The organism is Streptomyces sp. NPDC015220, from assembly GCF_043079345.1.
Taxonomy (GTDB): Bacteria; Actinomycetota; Actinomycetes; order Streptomycetales; family Streptomycetaceae; genus Streptomyces.
Window position 1 is genome coordinate 120,108 of sequence record NZ_JBIBUK010000009.1, and the last position, 20,012, is coordinate 140,119.

General features: G+C 74.3%; 19 protein-coding genes. 10 read left to right on the forward strand and 9 right to left on the reverse strand.

Annotation, left to right across the window (positions count from 1 at the left end; translation table 11 throughout):
- Positions 1-21: 21 nt before the first annotated feature.
- Positions 22-1,140 carry a Vms1/Ankzf1 family peptidyl-tRNA hydrolase gene (locus tag ACF061_RS19975; RefSeq protein WP_392268224.1) on the reverse strand — a complete coding sequence of 373 codons (1,119 nt, stop codon included), beginning with the start codon at positions 1,138-1,140 and terminating at the stop codon, positions 22-24.
- A 57-nt stretch (positions 1,141-1,197) separates the two neighbouring features.
- Between ACF061_RS19975 and ACF061_RS19980 the strand changes: the two genes are divergently transcribed.
- The gene (locus tag ACF061_RS19980; RefSeq protein ID WP_392268225.1) at positions 1,198-1,476 is read left to right on the forward strand and encodes a DUF6158 family protein; all 279 of its coding nucleotides are present in this window, start codon (positions 1,198-1,200) and stop codon (positions 1,474-1,476) included.
- A gap of 715 nt (positions 1,477-2,191) precedes the next feature.
- Here the strand turns inward: ACF061_RS19980 and ACF061_RS19985 are convergent.
- The 3 genes from ACF061_RS19985 to ACF061_RS19995 all read right to left on the reverse strand — a co-directional run bounded on the left by ACF061_RS19985 (position 2,192) and on the right by ACF061_RS19995 (position 3,951).
- Positions 2,192-2,737, reverse strand: a complete 546-nt coding sequence (locus tag ACF061_RS19985; RefSeq protein ID WP_392268226.1) for a type 1 glutamine amidotransferase domain-containing protein — start codon at positions 2,735-2,737, stop codon at positions 2,192-2,194.
- Between the two features lie 270 nt (positions 2,738-3,007).
- Positions 3,008-3,514, reverse strand: coding sequence for a CBS domain-containing protein (locus tag ACF061_RS19990; protein WP_392268227.1), 507 nt, complete (start codon positions 3,512-3,514; stop codon positions 3,008-3,010).
- Between the two features lie 35 nt (positions 3,515-3,549).
- Positions 3,550-3,951 carry a DUF2795 domain-containing protein gene (locus ACF061_RS19995; RefSeq protein WP_392268228.1) on the reverse strand — a complete coding sequence of 134 codons (402 nt, stop codon included), beginning with the start codon at positions 3,949-3,951 and terminating at the stop codon, positions 3,550-3,552.
- Between the two features lie 793 nt (positions 3,952-4,744).
- On the opposite strand from ACF061_RS19995, the gene ACF061_RS20000 reads away from it, so the two are divergent.
- From ACF061_RS20000 to ACF061_RS20010, 3 genes are all read left to right on the forward strand, one after another.
- Complete coding sequence (locus ACF061_RS20000; RefSeq protein ID WP_392268229.1) at positions 4,745-5,443, forward strand: hypothetical protein; 699 nt, start codon at positions 4,745-4,747, stop codon at positions 5,441-5,443.
- Positions 5,444-5,774: 331 nt separating this feature from the next.
- Positions 5,775-7,025, forward strand: a complete 1,251-nt coding sequence (locus tag ACF061_RS20005) for an aminotransferase class I/II-fold pyridoxal phosphate-dependent enzyme (RefSeq protein WP_392268230.1) — start codon at positions 5,775-5,777, stop codon at positions 7,023-7,025.
- A complete protein-coding gene (locus ACF061_RS20010) occupies positions 7,022-8,146 on the forward strand; it encodes an MBL fold metallo-hydrolase (protein ID WP_392268231.1) in 1,125 nt (374 codons plus the stop codon). The genes ACF061_RS20005 and ACF061_RS20010 overlap by 4 nt, the downstream gene beginning before the upstream one ends.
- 15 nt (positions 8,147-8,161) lie before the next feature.
- Here ACF061_RS20010 and ACF061_RS20015 read toward each other — a convergent pair whose 3' ends face one another.
- The gene (locus tag ACF061_RS20015; protein ID WP_392268232.1) at positions 8,162-8,803 is read right to left on the reverse strand and encodes a DedA family protein; all 642 of its coding nucleotides are present in this window, start codon (positions 8,801-8,803) and stop codon (positions 8,162-8,164) included.
- Positions 8,800-9,582, reverse strand: a complete 783-nt coding sequence (locus tag ACF061_RS20020; protein ID WP_392268233.1) for an MBL fold metallo-hydrolase — start codon at positions 9,580-9,582, stop codon at positions 8,800-8,802. Before ACF061_RS20020 ends, ACF061_RS20015 begins: the two co-directional genes overlap by 4 nt.
- 85 nt (positions 9,583-9,667) lie before the next feature.
- Here ACF061_RS20020 and ACF061_RS20025 point away from each other — a divergent pair, with 85 nt between their 5' ends.
- From ACF061_RS20025 to dnaK, 4 genes are all read left to right on the forward strand, one after another.
- Positions 9,668-10,105, forward strand: a complete 438-nt coding sequence (locus tag ACF061_RS20025) for a hypothetical protein (RefSeq protein WP_392268234.1) — start codon at positions 9,668-9,670, stop codon at positions 10,103-10,105.
- A 337-nt stretch (positions 10,106-10,442) separates the two neighbouring features.
- Positions 10,443-12,578, forward strand: a complete 2,136-nt coding sequence (locus ACF061_RS20030) for a phage holin family protein (protein WP_392268235.1) — start codon at positions 10,443-10,445, stop codon at positions 12,576-12,578.
- 249 nt (positions 12,579-12,827) lie between these two features.
- Positions 12,828-13,253, forward strand: coding sequence for an OsmC family protein (locus ACF061_RS20035; RefSeq protein ID WP_392268236.1), 426 nt, complete (start codon positions 12,828-12,830; stop codon positions 13,251-13,253).
- 201 nt (positions 13,254-13,454) lie between these two features.
- Positions 13,455-15,326: a molecular chaperone DnaK gene (gene dnaK, locus ACF061_RS20040; RefSeq protein WP_392268237.1), complete on the forward strand. Its 1,872-nt coding sequence runs from the start codon at positions 13,455-13,457 to the stop codon at positions 15,324-15,326.
- Between the two features lie 335 nt (positions 15,327-15,661).
- Here the strand turns inward: dnaK and ACF061_RS20045 are convergent, their stop codons facing one another.
- The 3 genes from ACF061_RS20045 to ACF061_RS20055 all read right to left on the reverse strand — a co-directional run bounded on the left by ACF061_RS20045 (position 15,662) and on the right by ACF061_RS20055 (position 18,318).
- Positions 15,662-16,471, reverse strand: coding sequence for an SAM-dependent methyltransferase (locus tag ACF061_RS20045; RefSeq protein ID WP_392268238.1), 810 nt, complete (start codon positions 16,469-16,471; stop codon positions 15,662-15,664).
- Positions 16,472-16,552: 81 nt separating this feature from the next.
- Positions 16,553-17,416 carry a DUF5753 domain-containing protein gene (locus ACF061_RS20050; protein WP_392268239.1) on the reverse strand — a complete coding sequence of 288 codons (864 nt, stop codon included), beginning with the start codon at positions 17,414-17,416 and terminating at the stop codon, positions 16,553-16,555.
- A 53-nt stretch (positions 17,417-17,469) separates the two neighbouring features.
- A complete protein-coding gene (locus ACF061_RS20055) occupies positions 17,470-18,318 on the reverse strand; it encodes a helix-turn-helix domain-containing protein (protein ID WP_392268240.1) in 849 nt (282 codons plus the stop codon).
- Positions 18,319-18,725: 407 nt separating this feature from the next.
- Between ACF061_RS20055 and ACF061_RS20060 the strand changes: the two genes are divergently transcribed.
- Positions 18,726-19,031 (forward strand): 4a-hydroxytetrahydrobiopterin dehydratase, encoded by a 306-nt coding sequence (locus ACF061_RS20060; RefSeq protein WP_392268241.1) that lies wholly within the window; start codon positions 18,726-18,728, stop codon positions 19,029-19,031.
- 25 nt (positions 19,032-19,056) lie between these two features.
- Positions 19,057-19,803 (forward strand): class I SAM-dependent methyltransferase, encoded by a 747-nt coding sequence (locus ACF061_RS20065; RefSeq protein WP_392268242.1) that lies wholly within the window; start codon positions 19,057-19,059, stop codon positions 19,801-19,803.
- The last annotated feature ends 209 nt before the right edge of the window (positions 19,804-20,012 follow it).

The following is a 20,012-nucleotide window of genomic DNA, read 5'->3' on the forward strand; positions in this document are numbered from 1 at the left end:
TTCGCGCGCCGGCGCGGGCGGTCACTTCCAGCGGAGGATGGCGCCCAGGCCGCCGGCCGGCGCGTCGTCCTGTCCCGCCGGGGCCGCCGGGGCCAGCGACACGGCCACGGCGTCCGTGGCGACGGCGGAGCGGATCAGGGCGTCGTCCGCCCGTGCCGACCAGGAGTTCTGCTCGCCGAGGATCTTCAGGTCCGTACGGCGCACCGCCAGCTGGTCCGGGTCCTCCCCGACCCACACCTCACGGTGGGCGTCGGCCCCGTCCGAGCGGATCAGCAACTCCTCGAGACGGTGCTCACGGGCGGCCTCGACCAGCGCGGGCACACCCTCCACGGCTCCGGTCCGGCCCTCGTCGTCGGGGGTGCGGGCGGCCCGGAAACGGTCCAGCTCCCCGTCGACCCGCTGTCGTACGTGCTCGGCGCGGATCCTCTCCACGTCCTCGTCCAGCAGCCGGCTGCCGGTGCCGTGCGTGGCCTCCACCACCTGTTCGTGCAGCCTCTTGGGGAGCCGTTCGCGCACCTCGCGCCGCTCCCGTTCGTCACCGACCATGATCAGCAGATCGGCCCGCGTCTCCTCCTGGCAGACGCTGAGCGCGTCGGCGATCTCCGCCGCGTTGTGCTCCCAGGTGTTCTCCACCTTCAACTGGAAGTGCCGCTCCGACCAGTCGACACTGCTCGTCCGGTGGATGGGCCACTGCTGTCCCACCACCGTGCCGGCCCGCTCCCGGCCGAGCGAGCTGCGCAGCTCGAAGTCGGCGCCCTTGCGGTCGACGTACGCGACGATCGCGACCGGGTCCTCGCCCGCCAGTTCCAGCAACGGCCCCACGCGCGGCAGCGGCGCCCACTCGGCCCGGCTGCCGCCCTGCGGCGGACGTGCCAGCCGCGGATCGAGGACCACCTGGCCGGCCCGTGCGAAGAAGGCCCGCCCATGCGGGTCGGGGGAGTGACGCAGATCCTCGATCGCGTTCTCCACGGCCTGGCAGGTGTCCTCGTCCGCGCCCTGCCGGGCCAGCTCCCGCGCCATCGCCTGGGCCGTCAGATGCAGCTCGTGGGAGGTGTTCTCCGTGTGCCGGGAGGTGTCGACGTACACGGAGGCCCAAGGACCCGGGTGTTCGTACAGTGGATTCAGGAAAGCGAGATCCATGGCTCCCTCCCGGATGCCGTTCGGTGGTAGTGCACGCCGGGCGGGTACCCGGACCGTATGAACGAACACGACGAGCGGGGCAGCACCATGACCGGAGTCGACCCGGGCCGGCTGGACGACCAGCAGCTGATGAAGGAGCTGGAGACCATCCACCGCACGCGTCACGACACGCTGCTGTACGGCTCGAACGACGCGCTGCGGGCCCATAACGAGCGCATGGCGCAGCTCGAGGGCGAGTACCTGCGCCGCAATCCTCGGCGGCCCGTCGCCGCGGGCCGCACCCGCGAGGGAGCACGGGAACGCGGTTGCGGCGAGACGACGGCCCCCCACGGCTGACCCTGCCCGCGGTGCCCGCCCGCGGCCGTGGCTCGCCAGCGGCCTGCGACCGGCTTCTGGCCGACGCCTCCCGGGCCGGACCGCCTTCTGGCCGACGCCTCCCGGGCCGGACCGCCTTCTGGCCGACGCCTCCCGGGCCGCCTTCTGGCCGACGCCTCCCGGGCCGAGTGCTGGACGGCCCTGCGCGGAGCGGTGCCCCGGCCCTTCGGCCGCGGCTCCGCGACCGGCCGCTGTCGGCCGCCGCTCCTGGTCGACGGGTGACCGGCCGCTCGTCGTCGATGGTGTGCGGATCGGATTGTGGTCGAGTCCGAGGGGCCATGTTTCGGCGGCCTCTGGTCGACTGTCGGTCGGTGTCGGTGTCGGTGTTGGTGTCGGTGCAGGTGCAGGTGCAGGTGCAGGTGCAGGTGCCGGCACCGGTGGCGCGGCGGCGGAGTCGGAATGATCGGCCGGTCGTGTCGGTTTCAATGTCGTGCTCGTCGGCGCGCTTCCTGCGGCGCGTCGGCGGGCACCCACTTGTCCTCGTGTCTCCAGGGCGGATCGTGTCTCCGGGGCGGATCGGATCTCCGGTCCCGGCCGATCTCTGGTTCCGGCCGTTCCTTGGTTCCGGCCGTTCCTTGGTTCCGGCCGATCTCTGGTTCCGGCCGATCCCCCGGTCCCGGTCGGTAGCCGGGGATCGGGGGATCGGGCCGGTGGGTGGCCGTTAGGCCGTGGCCGGTCAGGCGGTCTTCTTCTGCGCGAACACCTCCAGGAAGGTCTCGCAGAAGGCCTTCAGGTCGTCCGGCTTGCGGCTGGTGACCAGGGTGTTGGGGCCGTTGTCGCAGACCTTCACCTGCTCGTCGACCCAGGTGCCGCCCGCGTTACTGATGTCCGTACGCAGGCTCGGCCACGAGGTGAGCGTACGGTCGCGTACGACATCGGCCTCGACCAGCGTCCACGGCGCGTGGCAGATCGCGGCCACCGGAAGCCCTCGCTGGAAGAAGTCCTTCACGAAGGCGACGGCCTTCTCGTCCATCCGCAGGAAGTCGGGGTTGGCCACCCCGCCCGGCAGGACGAGCGCGTCGAAGGAGTCCGCGGAGGTGTCCCCGACGACCGCGTCGACGGGGAAGGCGTCCGCCTTGTCCAGGTGGTCGAACGCCTGGACCTCCCCGGACTTCGTGGACACCAGCACGGTTTCGTGCCCGGCGTCCTCGGCCGCCTTCCGGGGCTCGGTCAGCTCCACCTGCTCGACGCCCTCGGGTGCGGTCAGAAATGCGATGCGCATGATGTCTCAGAGTCCTTTCTCCGCGCGCCGACGGCCGCTCGGCCCCGGCGCGCTCGTTCATCGGCTCGCCGTCGCCGTGGGGTGTGTGTGCCGAAAAGCGAAGACACTTGAGTCGTAAGTGTTCTTATGGCGCTCATCTGAGAGGGGATGGAGCACCCAACCGCTCAGTGTCTTCGGTTTCGACCACATACCCCCCGGAGACGGGTCGGCAGGGGCGGGCCCGACGGCCCGGCCGTACAGCCGACCGCACGGTCGGACGGGCCCCTTGCCTCATGGTGCGGCGTCGGCGTCCGCTCTTGCGTCCGCTCCGGCGTCCGCTCTTGCGTCCGGTCCGGCCTCCGGCTCGGACCCGCGGACGCCGGCGACCGCCGACCCCGGGGCCTGCTGCTCGGCGAGCCCCGGGGTCTGCTGCTCGGCGAGGTCGCTCAGACTGAGCATGCCGACGGGCAGGCCGTCCTCGACGACGGGCAGCCGGCGTACCGCGTGCTCGCGCATGAGCACGACGGCCGCGCCGAGGAGGTCGTAGGGACCGACGGTCAGCGGGTCGGGCGTACATACGGACCGGGCGCTCACCGTTTGGGGATCGAGGCCCTCGGCCACCGCCCGCACCGTGATGTCGCGGTCGGTGAGCACACCGACGACCTCCTGGCCGTCCGCCACCACGACGCCGCCGATGTTCTGGGCACGCATCAGCCGGGCCGCCTCCACAAGCGAGGCGTCCGGCCGGACGGCGACCACGCCCGGCGTCATGACGTCCCTGACGAATTCAGCCCTCACGTCGGGGCCCACCTGCCTTTCCGCCCCGGCCGGGGCTACGCGCGGTCCTCCCGCGCGGGCCGCTCGGCATGGGTCAGTTCCTTCGCCAATTCCTGGACGTTGGCGTACCGCGCCTTGCGCGGCAGCCGCTCCAGTGCCTCGATCAGTGCGTCGGGCGCGTTGTTGCGGCGCAGTGCGCGGGCCACTTCGTCCGGGCCCGCGGGGAAGGCGCTGCGGCTCAGGTTCCGGGCCAGTTCCAGGCGCACGGTCTCCAGGGACGCCCGGGAGTCGCCCGGTGCCACCGGTCCGCCCCACACCTGCGGGTCGTCCTCGGCGGTCGGCTCCGGGTCGTGCCACTCCTCGCTGCGCGTGGGATGGCCGGACCTGAGCAGACCCTGCAGTTCGTGTTTCATCTCGTCGTCACGGTGGACACTCAGCCGGTCGCTGCCTCGCTGCATGTCTCCCTCCAGATCGTCGGGGGTGGCCACCGCGTACCCGTGCTCGCGCGGCCAACACCGTATTCGTGCGGCTCGTCGCGTTCCGCCGTCGGGGCTCCGGGCCCGCCGGCCCCGTCGGGGAGTCATACGACGGCTACGACACCAAGGCCGCTGTACAGCTCGGCCCTCCCGCCTCACCCGATAGGCCGTCGGTGTCCCGCGAATGGGGCTCGGCCGCGCGCGGCCCGCGCCGCCAGGGGCTGTGATGGCAGCGCGGGCCACGAACGCCGTGCCCGTCCGCGCCGCCGGTCCGAGGAGCCCAGCCATGCGCCGTACCCCGCCCCGCGTCCTGTCCGCCACCGTCCTGGCCGGCCTCATAGCGGGCTGCGCCGCGGCGACCGCCGCAGCGGCGCAGGCGGCGCCGACGGCGGTGCCCGTGTCGCGTACGCACACGTCGCGGCAGGCGCCGCCCCCCGGTGGCCCGGCCGCCGCCCCCGCTGCCGCTGCCGCTGCCTCTGGTGCTGCCTCTGCCTCTGGCGCTGCCGCCTGTGAGCCGGGCGGCGCGGGCGGCCCGTACGGCGGGGCCGGCGCCGTGCCTCCTGCCCCCATCTCCCCTGCCCCCGTGCCTCCTGCCCCCATCTCCCCTGCCCCCGTGCCTCCTGCCCCCATCTCCCCTGCCCCCGTGCCTCCTGCCCCCGTGCCTCCTGCCCCCGTGTCGCCTGTTCCCGTGCTCCCCGCTCCGGTACCCCCCGCTCCGTTACCCCTCGGCGCGCCTGCCGCCGGGTCCGGTTCCTGTCCGGCGGTGGCCGGTGGCATGGGTGGGCAGCGTGGTGTCTCGCCGGAGGCCGCGTCCCGAGCCCCCTACGGCGACTCCTACGACAACTCCTACAAGGTCCCCTCCGGCGGAGCCCTCCCGGACCCGGCCCTGGATCCGGTGTTGCAGGACGCCCTCGCCCACGACCCCGCCGCCCGTGCGGTGTCCTCCGCGGCGCCCTCCCAGGACCGCCTCCCGAACGACCCGGGCCGCGATCCGGCACTCGACCCGGCGCTCGACCCGTCGAGCGGCCTGACGGACGACCCGGCGCGCACTCCGTCCCGCCTCGCCGCCCCCATCGCGCCCGGCGGTGACCAGCCGTCCCTGGACCCGGGCCGCGACCAGGCGACCCGTAACCCCTCCCGCGCCCCCGGACGAGATGCGGGCGCGAGCGACGCCCCGCTGGACTCGGCCTCCCACGAGCCGGGCGGCCGCGACTCGGCCTCCCACGACCCGGGCCGCGACTCGGCCTCCCGGGAATCCCCCCGGGCCCCCGCCGCCCGCGACCCCGAACCGTCCTGTTCCGGTCAGGCCGGCCCCTCCTGTACGGGAAGCGCGGTGCAGCACGGTGTCGAGGCGGGCGCGGGCGGTCCCTCCACCACGTCCCTGCCCGCGCTGATCTGCGGCGGCGCATTCGTCGCGGCAGCCTTCGGCGCCGCCGCGCACCGCATGTGGGGCCGCCGGGGAGCGGAGGACTGACCTGGCAAGGACCGCGGCACGCCGGACGGCCCCGCGGACGCCTGTGACGTCCGCTACCCGGCCCGGTGGCCATGGAACGGCGTTCACGTGGGTACTCGCCCGCCGAGGGCGCGGCTCCCGCCGTACCGCCCCTCGCCGTACGGACGGGCCGGCCCCGATCGGCCGGCCCCACGGCGGTCCCACGGACCCGCACGGCCCGACGGTTACAGGACCGACAGTGCCGATGGGACCGATCGGACCGATCGGACCGATAGGACCGGCCGGTCCGGCCGGTCCGGCGGGCCCCGCCGGACCGACGGGACACGGCACCAGGGACTGCGCGGAGGTACCCATGCGGCGGACGGACCCGGAAGGTCACGGCCCCGTCCGCTACGGGCCGTCGGCCCTCCCGGACGACGGGCTGCCGGTGCTTCCCGAACTGTCCGGCGTGCTCGCCGGGGCCGCCGGCCGGAGCCGGGAGGGAGTGATCGGCGGCGGCACGGACCTCCTCGACGCGGCCGGCGGCTACTGGCTGCGCCGCGGGCTCGCCACCGGGTCCGGACGCGTCGCGTCGGCGCCCGGAGCTCCCGCACTGCTGCTCGCGCTGACCGCCGCGCTCGGCGGGGACGTGCTGGTGCCCCGGCCCTGCGCCGCCTGGTGGGCGCCGTACGCGCGTCTGCTCGGCAGACCCGCCTTCCCCGTGGCCACTCCGCCCGAATGCGGCGGCGTGCCCGACCCGTACGCCCTGCTGGAGACGGTCCGCAGGGTCCGCGCCGAGGGCGGTGACCCCCGGCTGCTGGTCCTGTCCGTCGCCGACGACCCCACCGCCACCGTCGCCCCGCCGGAAGTGCTGCACGAGACCGTCGAGGCCGCGGCGGGCGAGGGACTGCACCTGGTCAGCGACGAGACCTGGCGCGACACCGTGCACGCGCCGCACGAGACGGTGATGCTCAGCCCGGCCGAGATGCTGCCCGACCGGACCACCGTCGTCACCGACCTCGCCGGGGCCCTGCTGCCCGCAGGCTGGCCCGCGGCCATCGCCCGCTTCCCGGCCGGCGCCACCGGCGGCGCACTGCACGCGCGTGTGCTCGACGTGCTCACCGCGCTGGACGCCCGCATCGCGGTACCGGTCGCCGCCGCGGCCGCCTGGGCACTCGACGAACCCGCCCCGGTCACCGCGCGCCTGACCGCCGCCGTCCGACTGCACGCGCGCGTGGCCCGCGCCGCGCACGACGCGCTGGTCGCCGCGGGCGCGCTCGTCCGGCCGCCGCAGGCCGGCCGGCACCTCTACGCCGACCTCGGTCCGCTGCGCCCCGCGCTCGCCGCCCAGGGGGTCGGCGACGCGCAGGAGCTGGAGGAGTTCCTCGGCGCCCGGCTGGGGATGCCCGCGCCCGGCGGGCACCGGTTCGGCGACGACCTCGGCGCACTGCGCGTACGGCTGTCCACGGCGGAACTGCTCGGTGGCACGGACGAGGAGCGGGCGGAATGCCTCCGGTCGCCCGCGCCACTTGAACTGCCTTACATTCGACGCGCGTTGATCTCCTTGAGTTCGGCCTTCGACGATCTCCGTGACGACGCTCAGCGATGGGAGCCTCCTCGATGACGCAGCAGTCCGAGTCGACCACACCCACGACCACGACCACACCCACGACCGCGGACACGCCCCCGACCATGAGCGCCACGACGTCCACGAGCGGGGTCAGACCCGACGACGCCACGGTCTCGCGCACCCTCGCCGCTCCACCGGCGCCGTACCCACCGCTGGCCGAACCCCGGCGGCCGGCCGAGCGGCGGGTGTGGCCGCGGACCTTCCACGACCGGCTCACCGCCCCGCTGCCCGGCCTGAAGGCGCTGGCCCGGTTCGCCCGCGAGGGCGCCGTGCGACCGGGCAAGGAGGGCCTCGCCGACATCCCGCTGCTGCCGTACGAGCCCGGCCCGCTGCCCCGGGTGGACGCCCGGACCACGGCCGTCACCTGGGCGGGGCACGCGAGTTGGGTCGTGCGGATCGGCGGGCTGACCGTGCTGACCGACCCGGTGTGGTCCCGCCGCATCATCGGCACCCCGGCGCGCATCACACCCGTCGGCGTGCCCTGGGACACGCTGCCGCCCATCGACGCCGTCGTCATCAGCCACAACCACTTCGACCACCTGGACGCCCCCACCCTGCGCCGGCTGCCACGCGACACCCCGGTCCTCGTGCCCGCCGGACTCGGCCGCTGGTTCCACCGCCGCCGGTTCACACAGGTCACCGAACTGGACTGGTGGGAGGCGGTCGAACTGTCCGGGGTGCGCTTCGACTTCGTGCCCGCCCACCACTGGTCCAAGCGCACCCTCACCGACACCTGCCGCAGTCTGTGGGGTGGTTGGGTGCTCACCGCCCCGGACGGACAGCGCGTGTACTTCGCCGGCGACACCGGCTACGGCCACTGGTTCTCCCGCATCGGCCGCCGCTACCCCGGCATCGACCTAGCCCTGCTCCCCATCGGCGCCTACGACCCCCGCTGGTGGCTCAGCGACGTCCACTGCGACCCGGAGGAGGCCGTCCTGGCCGTGCGGGACCTCGGCGCCCGCCGCATGGCGCCCATGCACTGGGGAACGTTCGTCCTGTCCGCCGAACCGGTCCTGGAACCCCTCACCCGGGTCCGTACCGCCTGGCAGAAGGCGGGTCTGCCCCGCGAGGACCTGTGGGACCTGCCGGTCGGAGCCTCCCGGGTGCTGGACTGACCGCGCCGGGCGGGGTCAGTTCGAGCGGTGGGCCGGGATCGCCTGCCGTATCCGGCGCCAGGCACTCGGGGCCGCGCCCACCAGCACGGTCAGGAGGATCGCGGCGGCCACGCCCTCCCAGGGCTTGTCGAACAGGGAACCGCCGAGGATGCCGATCAGCTGGTAGGTCACGGTCCAGGCCAGGCAGGCCGGGAGGTTGCCGCGCGAGAAGCGGCGCAGCGGCCACTCCGCCAGCAGGCAGGCCAGCATCACCGGTATCCGCCCGGCCGGGACCAGCCGGGACAGCACCAGCACCGCCACGCCGTGCTCGGCGAGCTTGTGCTGCGCCTGCTCCAGCCGGTCCTCCGGGGCGCGCGAGCGGATCGCCTCCAGCCAGCGCGAGCCGTTCTTCGACCCCAGCCCGCGCCGGCCGAGCCAGTACAGCGCGGCGTCCCCGAGGAACGCGGCCAGCGACGCCGTCACGAAGACCAGCGCCAGCGAGTAGGGCGCCGTCCGGTGCACGGCGACCACCGCCGCCGAACTGACCAGCGCGCCCGTGGGCACCACCGGCACCAGCGCCCCGATCAGCACCAGCAGGAACAGCGAGGGATACCCGAAGGCCTGCTGGGTGGACTCCGTGGGCACCACCGACGTCACGGCGGCGGCGAGCGGTATCACCGGGCGACCTCCAGGCGCACGCTCTCCCCGTGCGCCAGCCGGTGCACCGCCACGTCGGGCGCGCGCAGCGCCGCGTGGCGCACGAACTCGTCGCCCGGCGCGTGGAACTCGTGGGGGCGCACGGCGTCCATCCCGATCGGCCAGTACGTGCCGTAGTGCACCGGCACAGCGGTGCGCGGCGCCAGCCGGGCCAGCGCCTGCGCCGCCCGTCCCGGGTCCAGGTGCCCCTCGCCGAGGTACGGTCCCCAGCCGCCCACCGGCAGCAGTGCCGCGTCCACCGGCCCGACCTCCTCGGCCATCGTCTCGAACAGGCCCGTGTCCCCGGCGAAGTACGTCCGCGCCCGGCCCTCGACGACGTAGCCGAGCGCGGGGGAGCGGTGCGGACCCAGGGGCAGCCGCCGCCCGTCGTGCAGCGCGGGCACCACCCGCACGACCACCCCGCCGACCTCGACCCGGTCCCCGGCCGTCACCTCGGTGATCCGCAGCCGGCCCGGCCGCCCGAGCCGGCGCAGCCCCGGCACCGCCCGGGGCGCGCCCCGGGGCACCAGCAGGCGCGTGCCCGGGGCGAGCCGCGCGAGCGAGGGCACGTGCAGATGGTCGGCGTGCAGGTGGGAGACGAGCGCCACGTCCGCCCGCCAGGCGCTCGGCGGGGGCAGCGCGCCGCGGCGGCGCCGCAGGTGCGCGAGCCGGCCGGCGAACAGGGGATCGGTCAACACGCGGACGTCCGAATCCTCGATCGTGCACGTGGCATGCCCCCACCAGGTGATCTCCACCGGCACCTCTTTGCCTCCTTCGCGCGACTCCCCCCGAGCCTACGTGCAGGGGTAGGGTCGGCGGCGAAAACCCGGAGGTGAGGGGGACGCCATGGGCGAAGCGCGCAATCCCCGCGGCGGGGCTGCCGCGACGCCGGTCCGCGTCACGGCGATCGCCAGCCTGACACCCCTGGAGGAGCTGAACGACGACCCCTTCCTCGTGGACTCGCGCGGCCAGCACGAGATGTGCGCCCAGTGGGCCGCCGCGCACGGCTACGTCATCACGCGCGAGCTTCTGGTCCGGGGGCTGCGCACCGACCACAGCGCGCTGTGGGACGGCGTCCGGCCCGGTGTGGACCTGTTCGTCGCCCCCAGCCGACGGGTGCTGGAGCGGGCGCTGTCCTCGGTGGAGGAGTTCACCGCCGAGTGCGCGCGGCGCGGGGTGCGCGTGGAGACGGTCGGCGAGACCGAGCCGTCGTACGACGCCCAGATGAAGGCCTGCGTGCACCGCCGCCTGTCGATGCCGACCGCGGGCTACGACGGGCGGTAGGCCCGGCGGCGGCGGAACCGGAGGCCCCGCGCACGAGCGTCCGGGGGCCGGACGACACGGGCCTCCGGGGACCGGACACCTTGACCTGCGGGGCCGGACACATTGACTTCCGGGGCCGGACACACGGGCTTGCGGAGCCATGGACGCGCGGGCCTTCGCGGGCCCGGACGTACGGACGGTCCGGTGGTTCGCCGCACGGCCGCCGCGGTCCGCGCCCGTCGGTCCCGCGAGGGCCCGGTGCGCCCCGCGGGACCGACGGGCCCGCGGCCTCGCGCGACACGTATGACAAGCTGGTGCGGGCCTGTGCGGAGGACCGGGCCGGGACGTGAGGTGTTTCGTGCGTGGCGGGTGGTGGCGGCGCGCCGCCAGTCAGGTCGGGCGGAGCGTCGCGGTGTGGGCCGTCTCCACGGTCACCATGCTGGTGCTCGCCGGAATCCTGCCGGACTTCCAGTTGCAGTCGCCCGACGGCGACAGCGCGACCACCATCGCGGTGACCGCCGCGCTCGGCGCCGGCGCCTTCGGTGTGCTCTCGGCCGTCGTCTGGCCGCTGCTCGTGCGGCTGCTGCTGCTGGTGCCCGCGCTCGTCCTCGGGCTGCTGGTCTTCTTCCTCAACGGCTCACTGCTCCTGCTCGCCCTGCACGTCAACCCCTCCGGGCAGCCCCAGGCGGCCCCGGAGACCGCCGTCATCGTGGCCGCCGTGATGTCGGCGGTCGCCTCCGCCACCGGCGCCGCCCTCGCGGTCCGAGACGACGACGCCTACCGCAGTCGGCTCCACCGGCTCGCCGACCGCCGCCGCAGACGGTTCCCGCCCTGCTCCACCACGCCCGGCACCGTCGTCCTGCAACTCGACGGCGTCGGTCACGAGGTGCTGCGGGACGCGGTGGAGGAGGGACTGATGCCGACCGTGGCGCGCTGGCTCGGCGCCGGGCCGGGACAGGGCGCCGCCGGGGCAGGACAGGGCGCCGCCGGGGCGGGACCGGACGCCGCCGGACCGGGACAGCCGCCCACTCACCGGCTCACGCCCTGGCGCACCGACTGGTCCAGCCAGACCGGGGCCAGCCAGCTCGGCATCCTGCACGGCACCAACCACGACGTCCCCGCCTTCCGCTGGTACGAGAAGGACACCGGCGAGGTGATGGTCTGCAACCGGCCGACCAGCGCCGTGGAACTCCAGCGCCGGGCGGTCGAGCTCAGCGGCGACGGCGGGCTGCTCGCCGCGGACGGGGCCAGCCGCGGCAACCTGTTCAGCGGTGGCGCCGGCGAACTCGCCCTGGTCCTCTCCGTCTCGGCGCGCCGGGGGCCCGGCAACCGTTCGCGCGCGGGTTACTTCGCCTACTTCTCCGATCCCGCGAACGCCGTCCGCACCGCACTGTCCTTCATGGCCGAGGTCGGCCGGGAGATCGGCCAGTCCCTGCGCGCCCGGTTCCGCAAGCAGCGGCCCCGTGTCTCCCGGGGCGGCCTCTACCCGCTCGTACGCGCCTTCGCCACCGTCGTCGAACGGGACGTCGTGGTGGCCGCAGTGATGGGCGACCTGCTCGCCGGACGCACCGCCGTCTACGCCGACCTGGTTGCCTACGACGAGGTGGCCCACCACTCCGGGCCGCGCAGCCGGGACGCGGCGAAGGTGCTGCGGCGCCTGGACCGCTCGCTGGCGCTGATCGAGAACGTCGCCGAGCACGCCCCGCGCCCGTACCGGATCGTCGTGCTGTCCGACCACGGCCAGAGCCCCGGCGAGACCTTTCGTGCCCGCTACGGCCTCACCCTGGGCGACCTGGTCCGGGCCGGCTGCGGGCTGCACGTGCCGCGCCGGGCCGAACGCACCCGCAGCGGCGCGGAGGCCCGGGCCGCGGTGCGGGCGGCGCTGCGCCGCCCGGTCGAGGAGCGCGGCGAGCACCACCGTCCCGCCCGTCGCCCGGAACCGGTCGTGCTGGCCTCCGGCAACCTGGGCCTGGTCTCCTTCCCGGACGTACCGCACCGGATGAGCGAGGAGGAGATCGACGCCCGGCACCCCGCGCTGCTGCCCACTCTCGCCAACCACCCCGGCATAGGCTTCCTGCTGGTCCGCAGCGAGGAGCACGGTGGCGTGGTGCTCGGCGCGAGGGGCGCGCGCATACCGCTGGACGAGCTGGACGCCGATCCCGGCCCGCTCGCCGCCTTCGGCCCCGGCGCCGCCGACGCCGTCCGCCGTACGCATTCCTTCCCGCACACCGCCGACATCATGGTCAACTCCTTCCACGAGCCGGCCGACGGCGAGGTCCTCGCCTTCGAGGAACAGATCGGCTCCCACGGCGGCCTCGGCGGCGCGCAGTCCCGTCCCTTCCTGCTGTCGCCGCTGTCGTGCTCCCCGCCCGTCGAGGGGAGCGCGGAACTGGTCGGCGCCGAGCAGGTCCACCGCGTCCTGCGCCGCTGGCTGGACGAGGCCGCCGGCCGGCCGGAGCCGCTTGCCGAGGAACCGGAGGAGCGGGCCGCCTGAGCGCGCCGGACCGTCGGTGCGCCATGAACCGTCGGTGCGCCCCGGGCCGGTGTCCCGGGGCGTGGAGACCGACGGCGTGCGCCGCCGGGTCCGGCGGGCCGGTACGGCCACGGACCGCCCGCCCGCGCGACGGCGGGAAAACGCCCCGCGTCGCGGCCCGTTCGCCGGATACGTGCGCGACGGATGTGATCGTATGAGGGCAACGGAACCCCGGAAACGGGTACCAAGACGAAAGGCATGGATCACATCGTGGCAACCACGCGCACCGCTCACACCGTCTGGGAAGGCAACCTGCTCGAGGGCAACGGCGTCGTCACCTTCGACTCCTCCGGCATCGGCCAGCAGCCGGTGTCGTGGCCGTCGCGCGCCGAGCAGGCGAACGGGAAGACCAGCCCCGAGGAACTGATCGCGGCGGCCCACTCGAGCTGCTTCTCCATGGCGCTGTCGCACGGCCTGGCCGGCGCCGGCACGCCGCCCACCAGGATCGAGACGAAGGCCGACGTGACCTTCCAGCCGGGCGAGGGCATCACCGGCATCCACCTCACCGTCGAGGGCACCGTCCCCGGCATCGACGCCGACACGTTCGCCGCCGCCGCCGCGGACGCCAAGAAGAACTGCCCGGTCAGCCAGGCCCTGGCCGGCACGACGATCACCCTGGACGCGAAGCTCGCCTGACGCGGGGGGCCGCCCGGCCGCACGCCTGCCCGAAGCGTCGCGGACGGCCCGGCCCGCCGCCGGTGCCGCGCCCCCGTTCCACGGGTGCGCGGCATCGTCGTTTCCGTGCGCCGGGGTACCCGGCACCGGAGAGGGGCCGCTGTCGTCCCGGGCCGGAACCGGGGACGGCGCCCCGGCGGCGAACGGCGGAAGGGGACGACGATGACACGGGCGGTCGGGATCGATCTCGGGACGACGAACTCGGTGGTGGCCGTCCTGGAGGGCGGCGAGCCCACGGTCGTCGCCAACGCCGAGGGCGCGCGGACCACGCCGTCGGTCGTGGCGTTCGCCAAGAACGGCGAGGTGCTCGTCGGCGAGGTCGCCAAGAGGCAGGCGGTGACCAACGTCGAGCGCACCGCCCGCTCGGTCAAGCGTCACATGGGCGACGCGCACTGGCGGTTCCCCGAACAGGGCTCGGTCGACGGCACCCGCTACCGGGCGCAGGAACTGTCCGCGCGCGTGCTGCAGAAGCTGAAGCGGGACACCGAGTCCTACCTCGGCGAGGACGTCACCGACGCGGTGATCACGGTGCCGGCGTACTTCGACGACGCGCAGCGGCAGGCCACCAAGGAAGCCGGGGAGATCGCCGGCCTGAAGGTCCTCAGGATCATCAACGAGCCCACGGCCGCCGCGCTCGCCTACGGCCTGGACCGGGGCGAGGAGCAGACGGTCCTCGTCTTCGACCTGGGCGGCGGCACCTTCGACGTGTCCCTGCTGGAGATCGGTGACGGCGTCATCGAGGTCAAGGCCACCAACGGCGACACCCACCTCGGCGGCGACGACTGGGACCAGCGGATCGTCGAGCACCTGGTCAAGAAGTTCAAGGGGCAGTACGGCATCGATCTCGGCAACGACAAGATGGCGTTGCAGCGGCTGCGCGAGGGCGCCGAGAAGGCCAAGATCGAACTTTCGTCGTCCTCCGAGACGAGCATCAACCTGCCCTACATCACCGCCTCCGCCGAGGGCCCGCTCCACCTGGACGAGAAGCTCACCCGGGCCCAGTTCCAGGAGCTCACCGCCGATCTGCTGGACCGCTGCCGGACGCCCTTTCACCAGGCGGTCAAGGACGCCGGCGTCAAGCTCTCGGCCATCGACCACGTGATCCTCGTCGGCGGCTCCACCCGGATGCCCGCGGTCACCGAACTGGTGCGTGAACTCACCGGCAAGGATCCGCACAAGGGCGTCAACCCCGACGAGGTGGTGGCCGTCGGCGCCGCCCTCCAGGCGGGCGTGCTCCGCGGTGACGTCAAGGACGTCCTGCTCCTCGACGTGACCCCGCTGTCCCTGGGCATCGAGACCAAGGGCGGCATCATGACCAGGCTGATCGAGCGCAACACCACGATCCCGACCCGGCGTTCGGAGATCTTCACCACCGCGACCGACAACCAGCCCTCGGTCGGCATCCAGGTGTACCAGGGCGAACGCGAGATCGCCGCCTACAACAAGAAGCTCGGCGTCTTCGACCTCACCGGCCTGCCGCCCGCGCCGCGCGGGGTGCCGCAGATCGAGGTCGCGTTCGACATCGACGCCAACGGGATCATGCACGTCTCCGCCAAGGACCTCGCCACCGGCCGCGAGCAGAAGATGACGGTGACCGGCGGCTCGGCGCTGCCCAAGGACGACATCGACCGCATGATGCGCGAGGCAGAACAGTACGCCGAGGAGGACCGCCGGCGCCGCGAGGCCGCCGAAACCCGCAACCAGGCCGAACAACTCGTCTACCAGACCGAGAAGTTCCTCCGTGACAACGGCGACCGCATCCCCGCCGACACGAAGAGCGAGGTCCAGTCGGCCGCGGCCGAGGTACGGACGCTGCTGGAGCAGAACGCCGACACCGCCGCCCTGCGCACCGGCGTCGAGAAACTCGCCTCGGTCAGCCAGCGGATGGGCCAGGCCATGTACGCGCAGGCCCAGCAGTCCCCGGCCGAGGAGGCCGGGCAGCAGCACACCGGGCGGCCGGAGCGGGAGGACGAGTCGGTGGTGGACGCGGAGATCGTCGACGACGACCGGGACACCAAGGGCGGAGCCGCCTGACGGTCCCGGGCGAGCCGGGGCCCGGGCCCAGCCCCGGGTCCCGGCTACGGCCCTGGGTGCCGGAATCGGCCCGGCCGTCCCGAACTCGGTCCCGGGACGCGCGCCCAGTCCAGGGCCCCGCGCTCAGCACCGGATCCCGCGCCCAGCCCCGGCCCCGCGCCGAGCTCAGCCTCGCGCCGAGCTCAGCCTCGCGCCGAGCTCAGCCCCGCGCCGAGCCCGGCCCCGCGCCCAGTCCTTGGACTCGCGCTTCATCCCGGGCACCCCGGACCCCGGGCACCCCGGACCCCGGGTACCCCAGGTTCCGGGCCCGGCCGTCCCGGGGCCCGGCTCCCCGTTCAGTCCTTGACGGCGACCCCGGCGTACACCGGCACGATGCCTTCCGTCTGGGCCGCCACGTCCTCCGGGTCCGGCCGCCACCCGGTCACCGGGATCACCCCGGGACCCAGCAGCCGCAGGCCGTCGAAGAAGCGCGAGAACTCGGCGAGGGAACGGGGGAAGAACGGCGTGCCGCCGCGGTGGAACAGTTCGGTGGCCTTCCGTACGGCCTCCGGGTTCAGGTCCGGAGTGACCTGCGACAGGATGAGGTGGCTTCCCGGGGCGAGGGCGGCGATGTACCGCTTGAGCAGACCGTGCACGTCGTCGGGCCCGTCCGAGAGGTAGTGGGTGAGGGCGACCAGCGACAGGGCCACCGGCCGGGAGAAGTCCAGGGTCTCGGCCGCCCGCCGCAGGATCGTCTCGGGGTCCCGGGCGTCGGCCTGCACGTAGTCGGTGCCGCCTTCGGCGGTGCCGTGCAGCAGCGCCTCGGCGTGCCGCAGCACGATCGGGTCGTTGTCGGCGTAGACCACCCTCGACTCCGGGGCGATCCGCTGGACCACCTGGTGCAGGTTGGGTTCGGTGGGGATGCCGGTGCCGATGTCGAGGAACTGCCGGGTCCCGGCCTCGGCGGCCACCCGCACGGCCCGGTGCATGAAGCGGCGGTTGGCCCGCGCCCCGCGGACGGCGGTGTCGTCCGCGGCGAGGATCGCGCGGGCCAGTTCCTCGTCCACCGGATAGTTGTCCTTGCCGCCCAGCCACCAGTCGTACACCCGGGCCGGGTGCGGACGGCTGGTGTCGATGCGGACGGGGACGGCTTCGGGTCCGGTCATGCGGCTGTTGCTCCTCGGCTTGGTCGGGGCGTTGGAAAGCGGTCCGGCCCACGGCGGGGCGGCCCGACGGTGCGGTGCGGTTCAGTAGCTCTCGCGGCACTCCCGCAGCAGCTTGCGGCTGCGTTCGGCCGACGCGGCGCGTGCCGTCATGTGGTCGAGGACCTCCAGGTGCGTGGCGACCTCCCGCCGGGAGTCCAGGTACAGCGCACCGGTCAGGTACTCGGTGTAGACCATGTCCGGCAGTTCCGGCTCGGCGAAGCGGAACAGCGTGAACGGCGCGTACGTCCCCGGGTGCGGACCGTCGGCGAACTCGGCGACCTGGACCGTCACCCGGTCCCGCTCGGTGTGTTCCAGCAGCTTGTCCAACTGCCGGCGCATCACCTCGCGGTCGGCGCTCACCGGACGGCGCAGCACCGTCTCCTCGACGATCACCCACAGGTGCGGCGGGTCCGCCCGCTCCAGCAGTCGCTGCCGGGCCATCCGCAGCGACACGTGTCGCTCGATCACCTCCGGCCCGGTCTGCCCGACCGTCCCGGCCGTCAGGACGGCCCGCGCGTACTCCTCGGTCTGCAGCAGCCCCGGCACGAAGTGCGGCTCGTAGGAACGGATCAGCCCGGCGGCGCCCTCCAGGCTCACGTACATGCTGAACCAGTCCGGCAGCACGTCGTGGAACCGCTGCCACCAGCCCGGCTGGTTGGCCTCCTCGGCCAGCGACACGAACGCGGCCGCCTCCTCCTCGCCGACCCCGTACGTGGTCAGCAGGACCTGCACGTACGGGATCTTCAGCGCGACCTCGGCCAGTTCCATGCGCCGTACGGTCGCGGCGGCGACCCGCAGCACCCGCGCGGCCTCCTCACGGCTGAGGTCCGCCGCCTCCCGCAGCTCCTGCAGCCTCCTGCCGAGCACCACCTGGCCCACCGTGGGCGCGGGCCGCCGTTCACTCACGCCACGCCTCCCCATACGCGCCGAAGTTCGCCCAGCAGTGTGACACAGCGGCCTCAGGACATCATCGAATGGAGGTACTTGACGGTCGCCGGGTCGGCCGGCAGGAACGTCTCGATCGCCAGCTCGGCCACCGTCACGTCCATGGGAGTGTTGAAGGTGGAGATCGAGGAGACGAACGACAGCACCCGGCCCTCGTGCTCGATCCGCATCGGCAGCGCGAAGTACGGCACGTCCTGGTCCGGTTCCTCCACGACACCGTGGCCCGCCTCGGGCACCGGGTAGGCCGCGACCTCCTCGTACAGCGCCCGCAGCGTGCCCGAACGGTGCAGTGCGATCTGCCGCTCCATCTGGGCCAGCAGGTGTCCGCGCCACTCGCGCAGGTTGTGGATGCGCGGCGCGAGGCCCTCGGGATGCAGGGTCAGCCGCATCGCGTTCAGCGGCGGGGCGAGCAGCGACTCGGGGACGCCCTCGAGCAGCATCGTGATGCCCCGGTTCGCCGTCACGACGTCGTAGTGCGCGTCGACCACCAGCGCCGGATAGGGCTCGTAGCCCAGGATCAGCCGCTCCAGGCCCTCGCGCAGCGCCCCCAGCGCCGGGTCGTTCAACGGAGTCTCCGGATAGTGCGGGGCGTAACCGGCGGCCAGCAGCAGCGCGTTGCGCTCGCGCACCGGCACCTCCAGGTGTTCGGCCAGCCGCAGCACCATCTCCTCGCTGGGCCGGGACCGGCCGGTCTCGACGAAGCTGATGTGCCGGGCCGAGGAGTCGGCGCGCAGCGCCAGTTCGAGCTGACTGACCCGCCGCCGCTCCCGCCAGGCCCGCAGCAACGGGCCCACGCCCGGTCCCGCGGAGGGCACGGCGGAGGCGGCGGGGGACAGGACGGCGCCGGAAGCGACAGTGGTCATAGGCACGACCGTAATGGAAACCACCGCTCAGCAGGGAACACATGAGCGAATCGCGGCACCCTCGACCGGACGACACCCCCGGTCATCGACCGGACGACACCTCCGGCCGTCGACCGGACGACACCTCCGGCCGTCGACCGGACGACACCTCCGGCCGTCGACCGGACGACACCTCCGGCCGTCGACCGAACGACACCTCCGGCCGCCCGCCCCGGCCGCCCGGCCGCCCGCCCCCGCCGACGGCCAGGCGGCCAGGCGGCCGGGCGGCCGAATGTGTGCCCGACCGGCTCCGGCCCCTGCTCGACCGGGGACGCGGGAGCGGTCCTGTGGCAGGCTGAGCGGGAGGACGGCCCGCACCCGTCAGGCGGGCGGCGGCCGTCACGCACGCCCAGGAAGGGAGCCGGCCCATGCCCGTCGAACCGCTGTCGTACAAGGAGATCGAGGACCGGCTGGCCGAACTGCCCGGCTGGTCCCTCGACGGGGACCGGCTCACCCGCTCCTTCCGGCTCGGCTCGCACTTCGCGGCGACCGCGATGGTGGTGCACATCGCCCAGGTGCAGGAGGAGCTGAACCACCACTCCGACCTCACCCTCGGCTACAACACCGTCTCCCTCAGCGTGAACACGCACAGCGCGGGCGGCGCCGTGACCGAGAAGGACTTCGAGCTCGCCCGCCGGGTCCAGGACCTCGCACCGCGCCACGGCGCGAGCTGAACCGCGCGGGGACGGGGGGAGCGGCGTGCTGGACTACGACGAGGAAGCCGACCGCTACGACGCCTCACGTGGCGGCGAGCCCCGCGCCGCCGCCGCGGCCGCGGCGGTCCTCGGCCTCCTGCCCGAGGACGCGCGGGAGCTGCTGGACGTCGGCTGCGGCACCGGCATCGTGACCCGTCGCCTCGCCGACGCCCGCCCCGGTCTGCGGGTCACCGGCGCCGACCGGGCGTCCGGGATGGCACGGCAGGCCGCCGCGCGACTGCCCGGCGCCGTCGTCCTCGCCGACAGCCGCCGACTGCCCTTCCCGGCCCGGCGGTTCGACGCGGTCACCAGTGTCTGGCTGCTGCACCTCGCGCCGAGCCAGGAGTCGGCCCGGGCGGTCGTCGCCGAGTGCGCCCGGGTACTGCGGCCCGGCGGCCTCTACATCACCACCGTCGACAAGGCCGCCGCGCACAACGTCGGCAGCGACATCGACACCGTGCTCGCCGACCGGCCGCACGGCCCCGTCCGGGACGCCGCCGGACTCGTCGCCGAGTACGCGGCCGCACACGGCCTGGTCCCGGCCGGACAGGCCCGCTTCGCCGGGCGCGGGCAGGGCCGAAGCCCCCGCCGTACCATCGCCGACCTGCGGCGCGGCTGGTTCGTGACGCTGCCGCCCGGCGAGCCGCTCGCCGAGGACTTCGCCGCCCGGCTGGCGGCCCTGCCCGACCAGGACCGGCCCCGCCCGGACCCGGTCTTCACCCTGCGGGCGTTCCGCCGGGCCGACGCCTGAAAGAGTCCGTCCCGCACGGCGACCCGCGTGCGCGCGGCGGCGACCGAGAGAGGAGAAGCGACCGCCGTCCGCGCGGTGCCCGCTGCCAGTGCCGAGGGAGTGCCGGCCAGCGGTCCGGCGGCGAGCGCGAGCACGGCCGTCAGGACGCGGCCTGTGCGGTGGGGGTTCTCCGGAGGGTTCTTCGCACGGTGGGGTCCTCTCGCGGGAGG

Excerpts from the sequence above, each read along its gene's own strand:
- ACF061_RS19975 (WP_392268224.1), bottom strand. The coding sequence starts at position 1,140 with ATGGATCTCGCTTTCCTGAATCCACTGTACGAACACCCGGGTCCTTGG.
- ACF061_RS19980 (WP_392268225.1), top strand. The coding sequence starts at position 1,198 with ATGAACGAACACGACGAGCGGGGCAGCACCATGACCGGAGTCGACCCG.
- ACF061_RS19985 (WP_392268226.1), bottom strand. The coding sequence starts at position 2,737 with ATGCGCATCGCATTTCTGACCGCACCCGAGGGCGTCGAGCAGGTGGAG.
- ACF061_RS19995 (WP_392268228.1), bottom strand. The coding sequence starts at position 3,951 with ATGCAGCGAGGCAGCGACCGGCTGAGTGTCCACCGTGACGACGAGATG.
- ACF061_RS20000 (WP_392268229.1), top strand. The coding sequence starts at position 4,745 with ATGGGTGGGCAGCGTGGTGTCTCGCCGGAGGCCGCGTCCCGAGCCCCC.
- ACF061_RS20005 (WP_392268230.1), top strand. The coding sequence starts at position 5,775 with ATGCGGCGGACGGACCCGGAAGGTCACGGCCCCGTCCGCTACGGGCCG.
- ACF061_RS20010 (WP_392268231.1), top strand. The coding sequence starts at position 7,022 with ATGACGCAGCAGTCCGAGTCGACCACACCCACGACCACGACCACACCC.
- ACF061_RS20025 (WP_392268234.1), top strand. The coding sequence starts at position 9,668 with ATGGGCGAAGCGCGCAATCCCCGCGGCGGGGCTGCCGCGACGCCGGTC.
- dnaK (WP_392268237.1), top strand. The coding sequence starts at position 13,455 with ATGACACGGGCGGTCGGGATCGATCTCGGGACGACGAACTCGGTGGTG.
- ACF061_RS20045 (WP_392268238.1), bottom strand. The coding sequence starts at position 16,471 with ATGACCGGACCCGAAGCCGTCCCCGTCCGCATCGACACCAGCCGTCCG.
- ACF061_RS20055 (WP_392268240.1), bottom strand. The coding sequence starts at position 18,318 with ATGACCACTGTCGCTTCCGGCGCCGTCCTGTCCCCCGCCGCCTCCGCC.
- ACF061_RS20060 (WP_392268241.1), top strand. The coding sequence starts at position 18,726 with ATGCCCGTCGAACCGCTGTCGTACAAGGAGATCGAGGACCGGCTGGCC.